17 protein-coding genes are annotated in these 15663 nt (G+C 55.6%); 4 read left to right on the forward strand and 13 right to left on the reverse strand.

The features are described from left to right. Positions 1-172: 172 nt before the first annotated feature. The gene (locus tag AC1XYH_RS06805; protein WP_483325874.1) at positions 173-490 is read right to left on the reverse strand and encodes a cupin domain-containing protein; all 318 of its coding nucleotides are present in this window, start codon (positions 488-490) and stop codon (positions 173-175) included. Positions 491-679: 189 nt separating this feature from the next. Between AC1XYH_RS06805 and AC1XYH_RS06810 the strand changes: the two genes are divergently transcribed. Continuing rightward, positions 680-1225, forward strand: coding sequence for a DUF411 domain-containing protein (locus AC1XYH_RS06810; protein ID WP_483325875.1), 546 nt, complete (start codon positions 680-682; stop codon positions 1223-1225). A gap of 255 nt (positions 1226-1480) precedes the next feature. Here AC1XYH_RS06810 and AC1XYH_RS06815 read toward each other — a convergent pair whose 3' ends face one another. Together AC1XYH_RS06815 and zapE are read right to left on the reverse strand one after the other, a co-directional pair. Beyond that, positions 1481-1744: a YebG family protein gene (locus tag AC1XYH_RS06815; RefSeq protein ID WP_483325876.1), complete on the reverse strand. Its 264-nt coding sequence runs from the start codon at positions 1742-1744 to the stop codon at positions 1481-1483. Between the two features lie 102 nt (positions 1745-1846). Continuing rightward, positions 1847-3004: a cell division protein ZapE gene (gene zapE / locus AC1XYH_RS06820; protein ID WP_483325877.1), complete on the reverse strand. Its 1158-nt coding sequence runs from the start codon at positions 3002-3004 to the stop codon at positions 1847-1849. 121 nt (positions 3005-3125) lie between these two features. On the opposite strand from zapE, the gene AC1XYH_RS06825 reads away from it, so the two are divergent. Both AC1XYH_RS06825 and AC1XYH_RS06830 read left to right on the forward strand, forming a co-directional pair. Next, a complete protein-coding gene (locus AC1XYH_RS06825; RefSeq protein WP_483325878.1) occupies positions 3126-3389 on the forward strand; it encodes a DksA/TraR family C4-type zinc finger protein in 264 nt (87 codons plus the stop codon). A gap of 195 nt (positions 3390-3584) precedes the next feature. After that, positions 3585-4430, forward strand: a complete 846-nt coding sequence (locus tag AC1XYH_RS06830; protein ID WP_483325879.1) for an MOSC domain-containing protein — start codon at positions 3585-3587, stop codon at positions 4428-4430. Between the two features lie 90 nt (positions 4431-4520). On the opposite strand, the gene AC1XYH_RS06835 is transcribed toward AC1XYH_RS06830, so the two are convergent. After that, positions 4521-4958 carry a DUF3465 domain-containing protein gene (locus tag AC1XYH_RS06835; RefSeq protein WP_483325880.1) on the reverse strand — a complete coding sequence of 146 codons (438 nt, stop codon included), beginning with the start codon at positions 4956-4958 and terminating at the stop codon, positions 4521-4523. A gap of 143 nt (positions 4959-5101) precedes the next feature. Here AC1XYH_RS06835 and AC1XYH_RS06840 point away from each other — a divergent pair, with 143 nt between their 5' ends. Next, positions 5102-5875: a substrate-binding periplasmic protein gene (locus AC1XYH_RS06840; protein WP_483325881.1), complete on the forward strand. Its 774-nt coding sequence runs from the start codon at positions 5102-5104 to the stop codon at positions 5873-5875. Positions 5876-5950: 75 nt separating this feature from the next. Here the strand turns inward: AC1XYH_RS06840 and AC1XYH_RS06845 are convergent, their stop codons facing one another. From AC1XYH_RS06845 to panB, 9 genes are all read right to left on the reverse strand, one after another. Further along, positions 5951-7060, reverse strand: coding sequence for a zinc-binding dehydrogenase (locus tag AC1XYH_RS06845; RefSeq protein WP_483325882.1), 1110 nt, complete (start codon positions 7058-7060; stop codon positions 5951-5953). Positions 7061-7476: 416 nt separating this feature from the next. Continuing rightward, positions 7477-8358 carry an alpha/beta hydrolase gene (locus AC1XYH_RS06850; RefSeq protein WP_483325883.1) on the reverse strand — a complete coding sequence of 294 codons (882 nt, stop codon included), beginning with the start codon at positions 8356-8358 and terminating at the stop codon, positions 7477-7479. 66 nt (positions 8359-8424) lie between these two features. Further along, positions 8425-10824 carry a TonB-dependent siderophore receptor gene (locus AC1XYH_RS06855; protein ID WP_483325884.1) on the reverse strand — a complete coding sequence of 800 codons (2400 nt, stop codon included), beginning with the start codon at positions 10822-10824 and terminating at the stop codon, positions 8425-8427. Positions 10825-10965: 141 nt separating this feature from the next. Beyond that, positions 10966-11952: a FecR domain-containing protein gene (locus tag AC1XYH_RS06860; protein WP_483325885.1), complete on the reverse strand. Its 987-nt coding sequence runs from the start codon at positions 11950-11952 to the stop codon at positions 10966-10968. 5 nt (positions 11953-11957) lie between these two features. Continuing rightward, positions 11958-12473 (reverse strand): sigma-70 family RNA polymerase sigma factor, encoded by a 516-nt coding sequence (locus AC1XYH_RS06865; RefSeq protein WP_483325886.1) that lies wholly within the window; start codon positions 12471-12473, stop codon positions 11958-11960. Between the two features lie 238 nt (positions 12474-12711). Then, the gene (locus AC1XYH_RS06870) at positions 12712-13128 is read right to left on the reverse strand and encodes a GFA family protein (RefSeq protein WP_483325887.1); all 417 of its coding nucleotides are present in this window, start codon (positions 13126-13128) and stop codon (positions 12712-12714) included. A 78-nt stretch (positions 13129-13206) separates the two neighbouring features. Further along, complete coding sequence (locus AC1XYH_RS06875; protein ID WP_483325888.1) at positions 13207-13818, reverse strand: LysE family translocator; 612 nt, start codon at positions 13816-13818, stop codon at positions 13207-13209. Positions 13819-13893: 75 nt separating this feature from the next. Continuing rightward, positions 13894-14595 (reverse strand): aspartate/glutamate racemase family protein, encoded by a 702-nt coding sequence (locus AC1XYH_RS06880; RefSeq protein ID WP_483325889.1) that lies wholly within the window; start codon positions 14593-14595, stop codon positions 13894-13896. Between the two features lie 248 nt (positions 14596-14843). Further along, complete coding sequence (gene panB / locus AC1XYH_RS06885; protein WP_483325890.1) at positions 14844-15629, reverse strand: 3-methyl-2-oxobutanoate hydroxymethyltransferase; 786 nt, start codon at positions 15627-15629, stop codon at positions 14844-14846. Between the last annotated feature and the right edge of the window lie 34 nt (positions 15630-15663).

Below are 15663 nucleotides of genomic sequence, written 5' to 3' on the forward strand. Positions count from 1 at the left end.
TTGCATCACCGCGCGGCTCGAAAAACAGCATCGATAAGAAGTTAACAGCGTACAAGTGTATACTGTCAAGCAATTATGAATGAATGTTCATGCCGTTAGGCGGGTGCTATTCGGTTTTTGATGGACGCGCAGGTGAGGAAGTGAAAAGAGGTAAGTCGATGGCGGAATCAGTTCAGCGAGTGATCTCGCTGAACCAAAATTCAATTTCATCAGTTGGCTGATCAAAAGCGGCCGCGTGCTCAACATGCGCCGCAACGTGGTACCAGTCGCCAACGCCGTAATGCCGCGTTTCACCGGCCACCGTGAGGATAATCTCACCACGGATGACCACTCCATAGTTATCGGTATCGTGCGTGTGCGCAGGGATTTTGGTTCCCGCAGGGTAGGAGGCGAAAAGTACGTCTGCGCCTTCAGCGGCCAGCTTGTAGGCATCAAATCGACCGTCGTATAGTGGCAGGGTGCGAATCTTATCGGGGTAGTTACCGCTCATGACTTGGCTCCGTTTCGTATTTTGGTAGCCTGAACGACCAACCTGTTACTAATCTAGCTGTAGCGGGCGGTTTTGGGGATTTACAGCTGTGAAGAAATCGACAGTTACAGTTACCAAGGGATGGCAGCGCAGACGCGTGCTAATCTTTTGCGCTAGATTTTCAATGGTTCTATTTGTCTGGAGGTTTGCATGCGTACGTTTGTTCCACGTTGGTTAGTGTTGACGGTTGGCGCGCTGCCTTTGCTGATGGCTTGCAGCGAGCCGGAACCACCAAAACCTGAAACCCAGAGCAGCCTTACACCACCAGAAAGCCAGTCGATGCTGGCGGAACAACCGGCGACCGACTTGCTGCAGGTATTTAAGAGCCCGAGCTGCGGTTGTTGTGAAGGTTGGATCGAGCATCTCGACAGCGCGGGTTTAAGTACAAGCGCGCAACACCCCGCAGACCTCGCTGGGGTGAAAACGGAACACGGCATAGCGCCCCAATACCGCTCGTGTCATACCGCAGTTTCTGCCGATGGTTATGTATTTGAAGGCCACGTACCTGCGCGTTACGTACAGGCGTTTTTGGCGGAGCCACCGACCGGAGCCATAGGCTTGGCGGTACCTGGCATGCCAGTTGGGAGTCCCGGTATGGAGATGGGCGATGATTTTATGCCCTATCAGGTTTTGTTGTTGAAGCACGATGGTGAAGCTGAGGTGTACGCACAGGTCGATAGTGCCGCTGATCAGTAGCTATCGATAGTTTTTTACCATTAACAACTATAGACCTAATCCATTTCATAAATTGTTTGAGCTGCCTGATCATGCTCCCTGTGTTCAATACAACCCACAGGGAGCAAGACCATGGCGATACTCAAGCGCATTCTTAAGCGTAACAACTCAACTGCTACCGTGGCTGCAAGCAGCGTGCATCCAAACTTCTGGATGTATCAGTAATGGTGGGCGAGGGCATGTATGAATGCCCTCGAATAGCCTGCGCGCTATAGCTCAAGCTTCAGCGCGTTCTTCCGTCAGGCTACTCAGCGCGTCAGGGCTGCTCTTGAAGGCTTTGGCGAATACCTCGCGGTTACGCGCCATGAAAATGCTGACTTCTTCAGCCAGTTTCTCACTCAGATCCGGGACTGCCTGCTGCAGTACATCGCCCAGGGTTTCTGCCAGTTCCAGCATCTTGTCGTGACGGTCTGCTTCGGCTTTATCCATGAACAACTGCTCCGGGTCTCTGCTGCTGCGATACACAATTTCAACGGCCATACACACCTCAGGCTTGAATGCGATTTCAAAATGATGCTGCGTCAAAAAGCGGTAACCAGCTTGACGCGAGTGCTGGCTATTGTACTGTATGAAAATACAGTATCAAGTTATTTGATTTATTGCCTCGCTTGGTTCATTGCTATTGCCGGTTCCGAAGCGCTGTAGCTGCATTTCCTGTAATCGGCTACGGGCGCGCTCAAAGGCAAAAGAGAGGTAGCCTTCGGTGTATAAGTCTTCCAAGGGCACGGCAGCCTCGATATATAAAGGGATGCGCCGGTCGTAGCACTCGTCGACCAAGGCGATGAAGCGGCGCACGCTGTCATCATGCACCGACAGGCTGGGTAGCTCGCGGTCGCCGGCTTCGATACGTTCTGCGCCGTCTTCGGTACCCCGTGCGATCAGCCCTGCGCGCTGTGGACTGCTCAGGTTGGGTACCTCGCTCAGCAGTATGGCTGGGAAACGATCACAGAGACTGATGAAATCCAGCGCGGATAATGAGCTGCTGCATAGCGCGCGAAAGGTGAACCAGACAGCTTTGCTGCAGCGACGTACGCAGGGAATTTGCAAGTGGCCTAACAGTACCGGGTCGTTGCTTTGGGAGCGCTCGCCACAAAGACGAGTAAATACCGCATCCAGTGGCTTCTGGTCTGTTGCATCGGTGCTAAGCCAGTAGCGCTTGCAGGGTGTACCAGGATGCAAGCGGTGGTCCGCAGCGCCGTCGAGCCTGGCAATCCACATGTGTTTTTCAATTGCAGTGACGGCGGGCATGAAGCGCTCGCGGTTAAAGCCGTCTGCGTACAACTCGTTGGGTGGCAGGTTTGAGGTGCAGACCATCACAACACCTTGCTCAAACATCTCGCTCATCAAACCGCCTAACAAAATTGCGTCGCCGATGTCAGTAACAAAGAACTCATCGAAACAAAGTACGCGCACATGCTGGGCCATTTCCTTGGCAAGTGCTTTGAGCGGGTTAGCGGTCCCGGTGATCTGAAACAAGCGCTTGTGTACCCAGCCCATGAAGTGATGAAAATGCAGGCGCTTGCTGGGGACGCTTAGGCTGTCGTAGAAGCGGTCCATTAGCCAGGTTTTGCCCCGGCCGACCGGCCCCCAAAGGTATACGCCGCGCGTTTCGCGGCCTGCATGCAGCGCCTGGTAACACTCCTCCAGCATTTGCGCAGCTCGCTGTTGCGCCGCGTCTGGGGTGAAGCCCTGCTGTTGCAAGGCATTTTGATAGGCGGTGAGCGGTGAGGGTGCGGTCATGGTCACAGATACTGACGGAAATCGGCCGTGGTCGGCAAGCTGCAGATTGTCACAGGCGACTTTGACGACTGCAGAAATGCGGACGATGCTATAACAAGTTGAACACTTCGGGAGGTGTGTGATGGCAACAGGGTGGGCCCGTGAGGGCGCAGTACAAGAGCAAATTGACGATACCGTTGATGAAGCGGTGCAGCGTGCGCGTAGTCAGCTGCCGCGCGGTGAAAGCCTGAAGTATTGCGAGGAGTGTGAAAAGCTGATCCCCGAGGCACGCAGGCTGGCAGTGCCCGGTGTACGTCTGTGTATCGTCTGTCAGAGTGCTGCCGACCAGCGCACGGGCGGCAGTGGCTACAATCGCCGCGGCAGCAAGGACAGTCAACTGCGGTAGTGAGCACTTGATATCGCATGCTCTGCGGGGGAATGTAACGCAAGTGTCTCGCGTCTTGGTGCGGTTCTTGCTGGGTTTACTACTGGTTTGGCGATTAGGCGCATAGCCTATAACACCGTTGCCAGGGTAACTTCAGTGCACTGCATTGGCCCTTTGGCGCGACAAGATGGCTCTCACGGGGGCAAAGCGATGCGCATGTTGGGTCGAGTTAAGGAAATCTGGCGCTATCCCGTTAAGGGAATGGCCGGCGAGGCATTACAAAGTTGTGCGCTCACGCCGAAAGGGCTTATGGGAGATCGACTCTGGGCAGTTCGCGACCGTGCGCGTAATGAGATTCAAAGCTGCAAATTCAGGCCTGAGTTGTTGCGCATAACCGCCTCGCAGGTCGAGCTTGGAAGCTTTGTTAATTTATGCTTCCCCAATGGTCGTATTCTGCGCAGTGATGCGGCTGAGGTGCACACAGCTATTTCCGATCTCGTGGGCCATGCGTCTTTGCTCGAACCCTTGAGCGCACAGCTCGGCCTAGAAGGGTTCAAACGCTATAAAACCAATCAGCACAGCTGGCTTGATGAACTGAAAGCGACCTTCGAACGTGAGGCTAGTGAGCCGCTACCTGATTTCAGCGATATGCCGCAGGACATGATCGACTATGTGTCTTTGCCCGGCAGTTATTTTTTGGTCTCACCTTTTCATCTACTGACGACCGCGAGTCTCGAGTATTTACGTGGCCTGCAACCCGATAGCGACTGGAATGTACGGCGCTTTCGACCCAATTTAGTTATCGATACCCTGGATACCGAGCCCGGCTTGGTCGAACAAGCATGGCTGGGTGGGCAACTGCAAGTAGGGGAGGCAGGTATGCTCTGCAGCGGAACTGCACCGCGCTGCGGTGCTATCACGCGAGCGCAGCAAGGCTTGCCCACAGACAAGCGCTTATTGCGCGCGGTGGTGCGTGAAGCAGAGCAAAACCTGGGTGTATACGCTGATACGCTGCAGACCGGAATGCTGCAGGTAGGCGACCCGGTTTATTTTAAGCGTTGAGTACAGAGCGTATTTAACGATTGTTCCGCCGCTCATAAAAGTTTGACCGACTGAGCAGTTACCACACGCGATTTCTGATTAATGCGTTGCTCACTGATAGGTTTTGCCATTGTGCGTTAGCCAGCCGTCGGCGTGTTTGTTGCCAGGGTCGTGGTGCGTCCAATGCAGTACCCCGCCTCTGTTGTTCCATTCATACTCCCCATTAAAACCAACAAGGTCACCTTCGCGTAGCTGTGGGATACGTGGGGCTAGATCAATGTTGTGAGCTACCAGTAACGTACGACCTTCTGCGATGCGCAAAATGAATTTCTGATGGCGGCTGCCCTTCGTATCGTCAGCCAGCACTTTCAACACAGTGCCTTGACCACGTACTTGCACATCGCTTTGCCGGTTCTCATAGGCTTGCATAACCTGCTCGGAGCTACTGGCCGGTGCAGGTGAAACCAAAGCCCCATCACTTGGCTCAGAGACGTAGCTCAGCAGATAGGCTAAGCCGAGTACCGCAGCAATATAGATCGACTTCCGCATGGCTGGCCAAGCTCCCTGATGAGATGATGGAGGCGTACGCCTCTTCTACGGCTAACGAGCTTAACAGGCAAGTTAAGGCTTGGGCTTACAAATGTATTTCGTGGTCTGTGCTAATCTGAAAGTTAAAAGAAGAGTAGTGATGCATGCCTGATAGCGCGCGGCGGTATACAGCAAAGATCTGCGGAGTATGGCTGCTTTGGCAGCTCTGCTCGGGCACAGCTGTGGCCGAAGAAGCACCGCTTACTCTCTCGCTGTTGCCGGGGAATCCGGTCAATGCTATCGCCGTTCCCTTGATCGTCGAAATCTATAAGCGTGCCGGTATCACCGTGCTACCCAAGCCTATCCCCCCATTACGCGAGGCGCGCATGCTGCAAGAAGGTACGCTGGATGGCGTCGTGGGCATGCTGGAAGGTTTTGAAGCCAACCATCCTGATGTGATCCCCATTCCCGTGCCGCTGGAAACCTTGAAAGTCGCCGCTTTCGTTGTGGACGACACGCCTGATTTGGCAACCCTACTGGGTGGCAGGCGGGTACGATTCAGTGCTTTGCGTGGCGTAGACCTCCAATTGAAACTGCCGGGATATGTGGAGTGGGTCTTTGTTAACGAGCCCAGTCAGGTGATGCAAATGCTGGTACGTGGGCGTGTTGATGCTGCGATAACGGTGGATATCGCAGGATTGCGTATGGCCCGTGAGATGCCTGAAGCGCCCATTCGGGCACTGCCACCGGCGCTAAGTGAAAAGCATGTATATCACTACCTGCACCGCAATCATGCTGACCTGGTGCCGCGTATCACCGCAGTGATGCAGACTATGTATGATCAGGGTTATCTGCAGGCATTACATGCTCAGTTTCGAAGGGGAACCGAGGCCGCAGTGTCATCTACGCCGCCCCAGAATCAGCTCCAGCAGCAATAGCTAATGGTCATTGGCAGGTGGCAGGCCCTCACGGCCTGCGCACAACGTCGGACAATTGTTAGTGAGAAGCGATTTTCATTCGAAGATGATCACACCACGTGCGTTTTTGCCTGCCAGCATGTCGTCAAAAGCTTGCTGCGCATCGTCGATGTTGTAGGTCTGGGTGACCAGCTCGTCCAGCTTTAAGCGGTTGGCTTTATAGAGGTTGAGAATCCGCGGAAAGTCGTACTGCGGACGCGCTGAACCCAACCAGCTGCCTTTGATGGTGCGTTCATCGGCTGGTATCGCGAAGGTGCTGATCGAGGTTTTGTCCTGACCATCTGCCACACCCACAACCACAACCGTGCCAGCGCGGCCGAGTGCTTTAAAGGCCTGCTCAACTACTTTGCCATTGCCAACGCACTCGAAAGCATAATCCACGCCGCCACCGCTGAGTTTCTTGATGGCTTTGCTGACGTCATCTACCTCGGTGATATTGATGGTATGGGTCGCACCAAATTCTTTGGCCATTTCGAGTTTATTGGCGTTGGTATCTACCGCGATGACCATTTCGGCGCCAGCGGTGACACAGCCCTGAATGGCATTCAAGCCCACACCGCCGATGCCGAAGACCGCAGCACGTGAACCGGGCTCCAGTTGGGCCGTATTAAAGACGGAGCCGACGCCGGTAATGACCGCGCAGCCGACCAACGCCGCGCTGGACATCGGTATGTCGTCGTCAATTTTTACGCAGTTATCCACGTGTAACGTGGCGTATTCAGCCATCACGCCGCAGGCGCCAAAGACATTCAGGTCTTCGCCATCCTTGCCGTGGGTACGCACGGTGCCGTCGGGTAATGTGGTCATCGATTTGCGAGCGTTGTCGCAGAGCACCGGGCGGCCGCGCACACAGTTGCGGCACTTGCCGCACATGGTAATGAAGGTACTGACCACATAATCGCCTTCTTTGAGCGCGGTTACACCTTCACCCACTTCAATTACGACGCCAGCGGCTTCATGGCCCAGAACCAGCGGAGCCGGGTAGGGAATCTTGCCCGTTGCGGCAGAGTGATCACTGTGGCAAACGCCACAGGCGGCGACTTTGATGGTTATTTCCCCGCGTTTTGGACCATCTACGGTGATGGTTTCTACCTGAAGCGGCTGGCCCCATTCCCGACAAACCACAGCTTTTGCCTGACGACTCATTATGCTCTCCTGTTATTTTTTGATTACTTACTTATCTTGTTTACTCAAACGGACTCGGCGGTGCAAGTATTAAACGGCCCAGTAGCTTCAATCTCTGCTTGCCCATTGTGCGCGTGGAGGGCGAGCCATTTAGCATTATTGAATCTACTAGCGACAAGCCGCCGCTCTGGTTTGCGAGGATTAATTAAACGCGAACTCGCCTACCTTGAGACGCTCTTGCAAAGCGAAACGATGCACGGATTGTCCCTTTCAGTTGAGTGTTGGGGCAAGGTAAAAATGTAATCAGTTTGTTGGCAGCGACGTTTTTTGTGTACGTATTGAATCAGATACTGGCTTATCACAGGTATTGTCCGGTTGGGTGAACTGCCAACCACCCAAAAACCGGCACAGGTTGCCTGAGCCGGGGAGCTGACGGCCTAACGTCGCCGCGTGGTGAGCACTTCTTGCAATACCCTCGATTCGATCTTGAACGGCACCGCCATGTGATCTTCACCGGGCTCGATGTGCACGCTGCTGCGCATGCCCCAAACCGACAATGGCTGCAGGCGCTGTTGCAGTGCCTGTGCATCCTGAATCTCCTGCGGCGAATCCCTCTCACCAACGATCAGCGCCAGGCTCAAGTGAGTCGCGTCGATTTTTCCTTGCGCTACGTCTTCGATAAACGGTCGCTCAGGCGTTAGAAGGTAGCGGTCGTACCACCACAGGCTTGGGCTGGCTGCGACTATGTGATCAAACAACGCCGGGCGAGTGAAAAGTGCATAGATCGAAAACATACCCCCAAAGGAGTGGCCAAAGAGGCTCTGTTGGCCGGTGTCCACAGGGAAGCGTTCAGCAACGGCGGGCATAACCTGGTGTTGTAAAAAATCCAGCAACTCGTCCTGGCCACCTTGCGGCGGTGTGTTTCGATCATCCGGCACCGGTGGCGAGAAATCGTACGCTCGCCGCAGGAAGTTCAGCGGCTCATCACCGGGATAAGCGATGCCGACGATGATCGCATGGCGGTACTGCTTTTGCGCACGCTTGGCGGCGTGAAACGAAGGGAAATAGGCGTTGGCGTCCAGCACGTAAAGCACCGGATAACCACCGGTATAGGGCACGTCGCCCTCAGGCTTGCTGATCAGAATGCGATACGGCTGGCCTTGCTCATTTTGCATTTGCCATTCGAGGGTGCCAGTTAGGGTAACGGCTGGCTCGTTCTCAAGCGCAGGGCTTGCCATCGCTGGCCAGCCAAACAGAGCGCCGCTGAAAAGCATAAGCAGGCTCGCCAGGAACCTGCTGGAATAAAATGGTTGCTGCATGGAGAAGCTCACAAAATCGTTTTATATGAAGAGTGCACTCCCGTCCGCAGAGGGGAGTGCACAGGCTTACCAACGGTAGCTAACGCTGCCAATGACCGCGCGGCCAGCGCCGCGATAGCAATAGCCGTCTTCGCAAACGATGTAGCGCTTGTCGGTCAGGTTTTTGGCATTCACGCCCAGCCGAATGCCGTCTGCAGAACCACGCAGATCATAGTGCGCACCCAGGTCTACCTGAGTGTAAGCCTCATTTTTGTCGGTGTTGCTTCTATTGCTGTAGTTGCTACCCGAGTAGCGCGCACCACCGGAGACGCCCAACCCTTGCAATGGGCCGGATGCCAGTGTGTAGTCTAGCCAGAGGGTAGCGAGATGTTTCGGCATCAGCGATGGCGTATTGCCCTTGTTGCCGTCTTTACTCTCGGTGATTTCTGCATCATTGAAGGCGTAACTGGCAGTCATGCTCAGGTCTTCGGTGAGATCGGATACCGCCTCCAACTCCAAACCGCGCGACGTCTGCTCACCTTTCTGTTCGCTGAAAACATCACTCGGCAACTTGGTGAGCGTATTGGACTGCACCAATTGATAGACCGACGCGGTCAGCATGGTACTGCTGCCCGGTGGTTGGTATTTGATGCCCAGCTCCAGTTGTTCGCCTTCAGTTGGCTCGAAGGCATCGCCATTGCGGTCGGTGCCGGTTTGCGGCAGGAAGGACTGGGCATAGCTTAGGTAAGGCGCCAAGCCGGACTCGAACAGATAGAGCGCGCCAATCTGGCCGGTGGTCTGGTCATCGTGGGTCTTGCTCTTGAGGCTGTTCAGCTCGTTGGTGGTTTCAGTATTTACCCAGTCCTGACGCAGGCCGGCAGATAGCCGCCAGTTGCCCCATTCGATCTGATCCTGCAAGTAAGCGCCGCTGCGATGCGTGACGCCACTTTGCTCACCCAACACGTTGCGCGGCCGTGCGATGGGCTGGTTGTGGTCAGGGTTATTAATGTCGATAGAAGGCGCAGCACCGCTAGAGTACTCCACATCAAAATCGGTATAGGCGTAGTCCAACCCGCTCAACAGCGTATGCCGCAGGGCACCGGTCTCAAAGCTGGAGATCAGTCGGGTATCAGTGGTGACGGCGTCCATCTCTTCGTACAGGCCGGTTGCCGTGCGGTTGAGCACGCTAGTGCCGGGTTGCAGGCTAGGGCTGGTGTATTGGTTGGTGGTGTTGGTGTGGCCGTAGCGCAGGTTGTTTTGCACGGTAAAGGTGTCGTTGAAACGGTGTTCAAACTCGTAGCCAAGTAGCGTCTGCTGCTGATCTAGCTTGTCGAAATCTTCATCACCGGGCCAGAAATTCGTCAGCGTTTCGCCTGCCTGATAGGGGCGGGGCGAACCGGCAGTTTCGCGGTCCTGATACTGCGCCAGCACAGTCAGATCGGTCTGCTCGTTTATGCGCCAGGTAAGGGAGGGCGCAATCAGTCCCACGTTGTTGGGCACCAGTTCAATGTCGGTATCGGCATCACGGGCGATGGCCACGAAACGATAGAGCACATCACCGTCGTCATCCAGGCGGCCGCCAATATCGAACTGGCCTTGCACGTGGTCGTTGCTGCCGTATTGCAGCTCGATTTGCTGTACCGCGTCTTCACTGGGCCGTTTGCTCACGCGGTTGACCATGCCGCCGGGGCTGATCTGGCCATAAAGCACCGAAGCAGGGCCCTTGAGGATTTCAATGCGCTCCAGCGCGAATGGATCGGTAGTGAAATACGACAACCAGCCGCTGTTGGCCTGACGCATGCCATCCAGATAGTCGGCATTGGTTGCCGTTGCATAGCCGCGAATATTGATTTGGTCGAAGCGTGGATCGAGGCCAGCACCGCCGACACTGACACCGGCAGAATAAGCTACTGCTTCTTCTACCGAGACTGCTTTACGGTCGGCAATCTGCTCCGCGGTCACTACGCTGATGCTTTGTGCGGTTTCCAGCAGCGGCGTATCGGTCTTGGAAGCAGTGCGGCTGTTGTCAGCAAAATAGCCGGGCACGGGAGCAACACCGGATTGGCGCATCTGGTCCGCTTCGATCGTCAGCGGTGAGAGCTGATAGGTGTCTGCATCGGTCGGTGCCGCCACCAGTACGTAGCCGGAACTGCTCTTCTGTGCCGCCAGCCCGGTGCCGCTGAGCAGCGCATTCAAGGCGGCGTCTACTGATTGCGCGTTACGTACCCCCTGGCTGTTAATGCCTTGTACCTGGGCGGGGGAGAAGGAAAGATTGATGCCGGTCTGTTGGGCAAAGCTGCTGAGCGCCGTGGCGAGTGAGCCAGCGGGTACCGAGAGGTTGTGCTGGGTGCGCACGGCGCTGTGGTTATCAGCAGCCAGCACCAGAGGGCTGGCTGCTGCCAAGGCCAGTGCCATGCATACGGCGGCGCCGCAGTTGCTGGTCAATCGATAGCCGCTGTGGCGTGGGGCATTTGCTATTGCGCGCATAAATCAAATCCGTTCTCAGCTGAGGTTGTATCTCATTAACCGGATGGCGTCGAAAATGCCGACAAAAAAACTGAAATTAAAAAGGGGTAGCGTTTTTGATAGGCGGTGTGGGCAAAATGATCAGGCGCAGCAACGTCTGGTTTATACCCGAGCGACAACCCGAACCCAGAAGCGTGAACGCGAGACAATGCTGACCGGCAGGGTGCGCGACAGGTTATCCAGCAGGGCTTCTGGTTGGTCGAGCTGAAATACACCGGATAGGCGCAAACCCGCCACCGCCGGATCGCAGCCGATGATGCCGCTGCGGTAGCGCGCCAACTCCTGAACAAAGTCGCCGAGGCGTATGTCGTTGACTACCAACATGCCACGGGTCCAGGCGGTGGGGTCTATCTGTTGAGCCGCAATAGGATCGATACGCTGATGGCGCAGTGCATAGTGCTCTCCGTGGCTGGCGATCAGCCGTTGTCCTGAACGGCTGGTGACTTCAATCTCACCTTGCTGTACCAGCAGTTCGCTGTGATCGCCCTGATCACGTAGCACAAAACGTGCGCCCAGGGTTTCGCACAAGCCATGCTGGCATTGCACGCGCAGGGGGCTTGCACGCAGGCTACTTGGGTCCGCTGTGCTGTTGATCTGCACTTCACCCTCACGCAGAACCAATAGCCGTTCGGTTGCGCTGAAACGCACATCCACTGCGGAGCGCGTATTGAGCAGCAGTTGTGTACCGTCGGCCAGAGTAACGCGACGACGGTCTCCGGTACCGGCAGCGTAGTCAGCGGCAATCCCCGGTTGCTGTGCGATTAACCAACTGCCGGGCCCACCCACCGCGACCGCCAGCATCAAGAGTTTGAGTGCCTTGCGGCGTTGCAGATCGGCGCCCGCGCGCTGCAGCACAGGAATGGTAATGTCGCGGCGGGGCAGAGCAGCGGCATAGCCATCGAACTCCTGTTGAAGCCCACCCAGTCGCTGCCAGGCCAAGGCATTGTTAGGTTGTTGCTGACACCAGCGCTGGATGCGCGCGTTCACCAGCGCTTTATCTTCGGCGGAATCCAGCTTGAGCCGCCATTGAATCGCGGTGCGAACGACATCGTCCGACAGAGTAGCGCCAGCGTGGCGCGCAGCATCCATGGGTATCAGTTCTCGCGGTAACGCAATTGGTAACAGTGGAACAACGCGTCAGCCACATGGCGTTCTACGGTGCGTGAAGAAACCCCCAGTTGCTTGGCGATCTGCGCATGTGTCATACCACCCAGTTGATACAGCAGGAATGCCGTACGTACTTTTGCTTTGAGGCCATCGAGTAACGCGGCTATCTGCTCCAGCGTTTGCAGGGTTTGATGGTGCTCTTCGGCGGAGGGGTAGAACTGTTCGGGGATCTGCGCCAGCGCGTCGAGATAGGCTTTTTCCAGGGCACTGCGCCGCCAATGATCAATCACCAGTCCACGGGCAATGGTGGAAAGAAACGCCTTAGGCGCGTGGTTGCTGACGGGTTCATCGCGTACCAGTACGCGTACGAACGTATCCTGCGCCATATCCGCTGCCTGCTCGGAGCAGCCCAGCTTTCGCCTCAACCAGGCAAAGAGCCAGCCGTGATGTTCACTATAAAGCGCAGCAACATTGATGCTGGAGTTGGGTTCAATCGGGGGCATGGCGCAGTCTGGTCTAGGAGTGACAGAACACAGACCGCCGTTTGGCGGCAGTTCAATTGCGCAACATTAAAAGATAATGATTCGCATTACAATAAAAGATGTGTACCTGGCTTGTTCTTGGGCAAAACTTAGACGCCAGGGTGTCTGTGGATGGCCGAGCTTACTAGTGGGCGCATTAGCTTGCCCGGAAAGAGGGCTCAAATGTAGTTTGCCAATAGATGCACAAGAAATTGTGATCTCAAGGATCTTTGTCGAATACCGCTACGCCATCCGGGATAGTAAACCAAGCCTGCTTCTCGCTTATCCACACGTGCTTGGTTGGCTGTATGACACGAGTATCCGATAGGTTGCTGGGCTTGAGTTTGATGACGTTTGGCTGTGCCGGATTGAGGTGGTAAATACGGTTTCCGCAGGTCCCGCAAAACACCGCTGCGTTGATGTTGCCGCTTTCCGCGATTCGGCTCCAGTGCGATTGTGGGCCGTTGAAACGTATGTCGCTGGCGCGTACCAAAGCGGTGATGCTGAAAGCACTGGTCGATAGCTTTTGGCACTCCTTGCAGTGGCACGCGACCACCGCTTGCGGTGCTGCCAAGAGTTCATAGGTGATGACGCCGCACTGGCAGGCGCCATGAATAGGATAGGTAATCTCGGCCACGGGAGCTCCTTGGGTGTCAGGAATAGGGTAAGACAGCTGCGCCACTGCCCCCAGTGCGTAGCCGTTGCAGCAATAGTCTTAACGGCTGGTGGCGGCCAAACCCAGGCCAAAACAGATGAAGGTGCCGCCGCCAAGACGGCTCACCAGGCGGCCTCCTTTGTCTGAGGCCAACCACCGGCGTGTGGTTCGGGCCAGGCACGCGTAGAGCAGGTGAACGATCATCAGCACGCAGCTGTAAGTGACAACCAGCAGTGCAAACTGTTGGAAGTGGCCAGCGCGGTAGTCTACGAATTGGGGCAATATCGAAAGAAAAAAGAACACCACTTTCGGATTGGTCAGCTGCAAACTAAGACCTTCAATAAACTGTCGAAACAGGCTACTGCGATTGCGCCGCGACAACTCGATCGGGGTGGCGGGTGAGCGCCAGAGTTTGATGCCCAGATAAATCAGATAAGCCGCACCGATAAACTTGATCGCGGTAAAAGTCACAGCCGAGGTTGCTAGTAACAAACCCAGCCCAGTGGCGGAAACACCAGCCACAATAAACGCGCCCACTGCCAAGCCCAGCATCCCGCCGATAGCGCCGCGAACGCCAAAGCGAATGGCATTGGTCAGCGTCAGTAAGACGCCAGGGCCGGGGCTCATCACGGTAGCGACAGCAATGATCAGAAATAACAGATAGGCGTCCAAGCGGGCTCCGATTGTGCGGGAAGTCGGTTTATCAAAGGTAGATGCAAACAGAACAAATGGAAACAGGGTTGCAAGCTAATCGCGAACCTCCGCGAGCGCTTTGTTCACGGCGGCGTCAGCATGAATTATCGCAGTGTCATACAGCGGCGTTTTGGTGTCGTTTTGGTTAACCAAAAGACCTATTTCGGTACAGCCGAGAATCACGCCCTGTGCGCCGCGTTCAGATAGGTTCTTGATGATCTCAAGATAGCGCGCGCGTGAGCTGCCGCGGATATCACCCAAGCAGAGTTCAGCATAGATAACCCGGTGTACGTCATTGCGCTCATCTGCATGGGGAATCAGCACCTCAATGCCCTGATTTTCCAGCCGTTCGCGATAAAAACGTTGCTCCATGGTGAACGCCGTGCCCAGCAACCCGACACGGGTAACGCCTTGTTGCAGCAGCATCGCTGCATTGGCATCGGCAATGTGCAGCAGTGGGATACGCAGCTGTGCCTGAATCTCGTCTGCCACCTTATGCATGGTATTGGTGGCTATCACCAGAAAGTCAGCGCCGGCGTTTTGCAGTGATAGTGCGGCGTGCCCGAGAATATCAGCCGCAGCCTGCCAATCGCCGCGTTGCTGGAGCGCTTCGATCTCGGCGAAGTCTACGCTGTAGAGCACCAGTTTGGCCGAGTGCAAGCCACCCAGCTGCTGTTTGATGCCCTGATTTATGGCCGCGTAGTAGCTCTGAGTCGATTCCCAGCTCATTCCGCCGAGTAAGCCTATGGTTTGCATGTGACCTCCCTGATCGTCTGGATTGATACTCACAGTCTAACGTTGGGATGGTAAGGGTGAAGGGTACAGCTGTCGGTGACTTTGGGTCGGTGCAGTAAGTTAATTGGGAACTTCGGACTTCGGACTTCGGATTTCAGACAACCTCCAAAGCTGGTCGTTACTACCCTGAAGGCAGTCAGAATACCCGCCCCCAAAGGGCTAGTGGGCGGGCTTTATAAGATAACGCGTCTGCTATGAGTGAGCAGGCATCAGCGTTTACCGCTGCCGGTGAACTGGATAATGTTATTGGGGAATTCCAACGACTCTACCTCGGCGGTAAAGTCGCGGGCCACTTTGAGGATGGTATCGCTGACATGCGCATACTGTTTGGAGAACGGCGGCCAATAGTCACCTAAGCCCAGCGCATCATTGATTACCAACACCTGACCATCACACTCCGGCCCCGCGCCAATGCCAATGGTCGGAATGCTGAGTGATCGGCTGATCAGCCCGCCAAGGTTATAGGGAATGTGCTCCAGCACCACCATAAAGGCCCCGGCTTGCTCAATCAGTTTGGCTTCATCGAGAATGCGTTGAGCCTCGGCCTCGGTGTTGCCGACCTTCTTGAACGAGGTCGCGGTTTGTGGCGTGAGCCCAGTGTGGCCCACCACGGCAATGCCATTTTCAACCAGATGCCGAATGATATCGTCCTTGGGGCCTTCCAGCTTGATGCTGCTGGCGCCGGCTGCGATCAAACGTCGAGCGCTAGTCAGCGCCGTCTGCGGATCACTGTCGGTGAGGTAGGGCAAATCGCCAATGATGTGCGTATTACGCGCACCCCGGCGTACTGCGCCAATGTGATACTCCATGTGCTCAAGGGTTACATCACGGGTGCTTTCAAAACCCATCTCCACCATACCCACGGTATCGCCGACCAGAATCACCGGAACACCCGCCGCCTCGATGCCACGGGCAACCGGGCAGGTGTAGGCGGTCAGCATGGTGATGGGATGTTTACCCTTGCGGGCAATAAAATCAGCTGCGTGCAGTGTCATGATGATGCCTCCCAATTAGCTGGAAAACGATGTG

The sequence above is a fragment of the Pseudomonas sp. GW-45 genome, assembly GCF_056896675.1.

Coding starts and splice junctions, on each gene's coding strand:
- AC1XYH_RS06810 (WP_483325875.1), top strand. CDS start 680: ATGCGTACGTTTGTTCCACGTTGGTTAGTGTTGACGGTTGGCGCGCTG.
- AC1XYH_RS06835 (WP_483325880.1), bottom strand. CDS start 4,958: ATGCGGAAGTCGATCTATATTGCTGCGGTACTCGGCTTAGCCTATCTG.
- panB (WP_483325890.1), bottom strand. CDS start 15,629: ATGACACTGCACGCAGCTGATTTTATTGCCCGCAAGGGTAAACATCCC.
- AC1XYH_RS06880 (WP_483325889.1), bottom strand. CDS start 14,595: ATGCAAACCATAGGCTTACTCGGCGGAATGAGCTGGGAATCGACTCAG.
- AC1XYH_RS06830 (WP_483325879.1), top strand. CDS start 3,585: ATGTTGGGTCGAGTTAAGGAAATCTGGCGCTATCCCGTTAAGGGAATG.
- AC1XYH_RS06840 (WP_483325881.1), top strand. CDS start 5,102: ATGCCTGATAGCGCGCGGCGGTATACAGCAAAGATCTGCGGAGTATGG.
- AC1XYH_RS06825 (WP_483325878.1), top strand. CDS start 3,126: ATGGCAACAGGGTGGGCCCGTGAGGGCGCAGTACAAGAGCAAATTGAC.
- AC1XYH_RS06855 (WP_483325884.1), bottom strand. CDS start 10,824: ATGCGCGCAATAGCAAATGCCCCACGCCACAGCGGCTATCGATTGACC.
- AC1XYH_RS06845 (WP_483325882.1), bottom strand. CDS start 7,060: ATGAGTCGTCAGGCAAAAGCTGTGGTTTGTCGGGAATGGGGCCAGCCG.
- AC1XYH_RS06805 (WP_483325874.1), bottom strand. CDS start 490: ATGAGCGGTAACTACCCCGATAAGATTCGCACCCTGCCACTATACGAC.
- AC1XYH_RS06850 (WP_483325883.1), bottom strand. CDS start 8,358: ATGCAGCAACCATTTTATTCCAGCAGGTTCCTGGCGAGCCTGCTTATG.
- AC1XYH_RS06860 (WP_483325885.1), bottom strand. CDS start 11,952: ATGGATGCTGCGCGCCACGCTGGCGCTACTCTGTCGGACGATGTCGTT.
- AC1XYH_RS06865 (WP_483325886.1), bottom strand. CDS start 12,473: ATGCCCCCGATTGAACCCAACTCCAGCATCAATGTTGCTGCGCTTTAT.
- zapE (WP_483325877.1), bottom strand. CDS start 3,004: ATGACCGCACCCTCACCGCTCACCGCCTATCAAAATGCCTTGCAACAG.
- AC1XYH_RS06815 (WP_483325876.1), bottom strand. CDS start 1,744: ATGGCCGTTGAAATTGTGTATCGCAGCAGCAGAGACCCGGAGCAGTTG.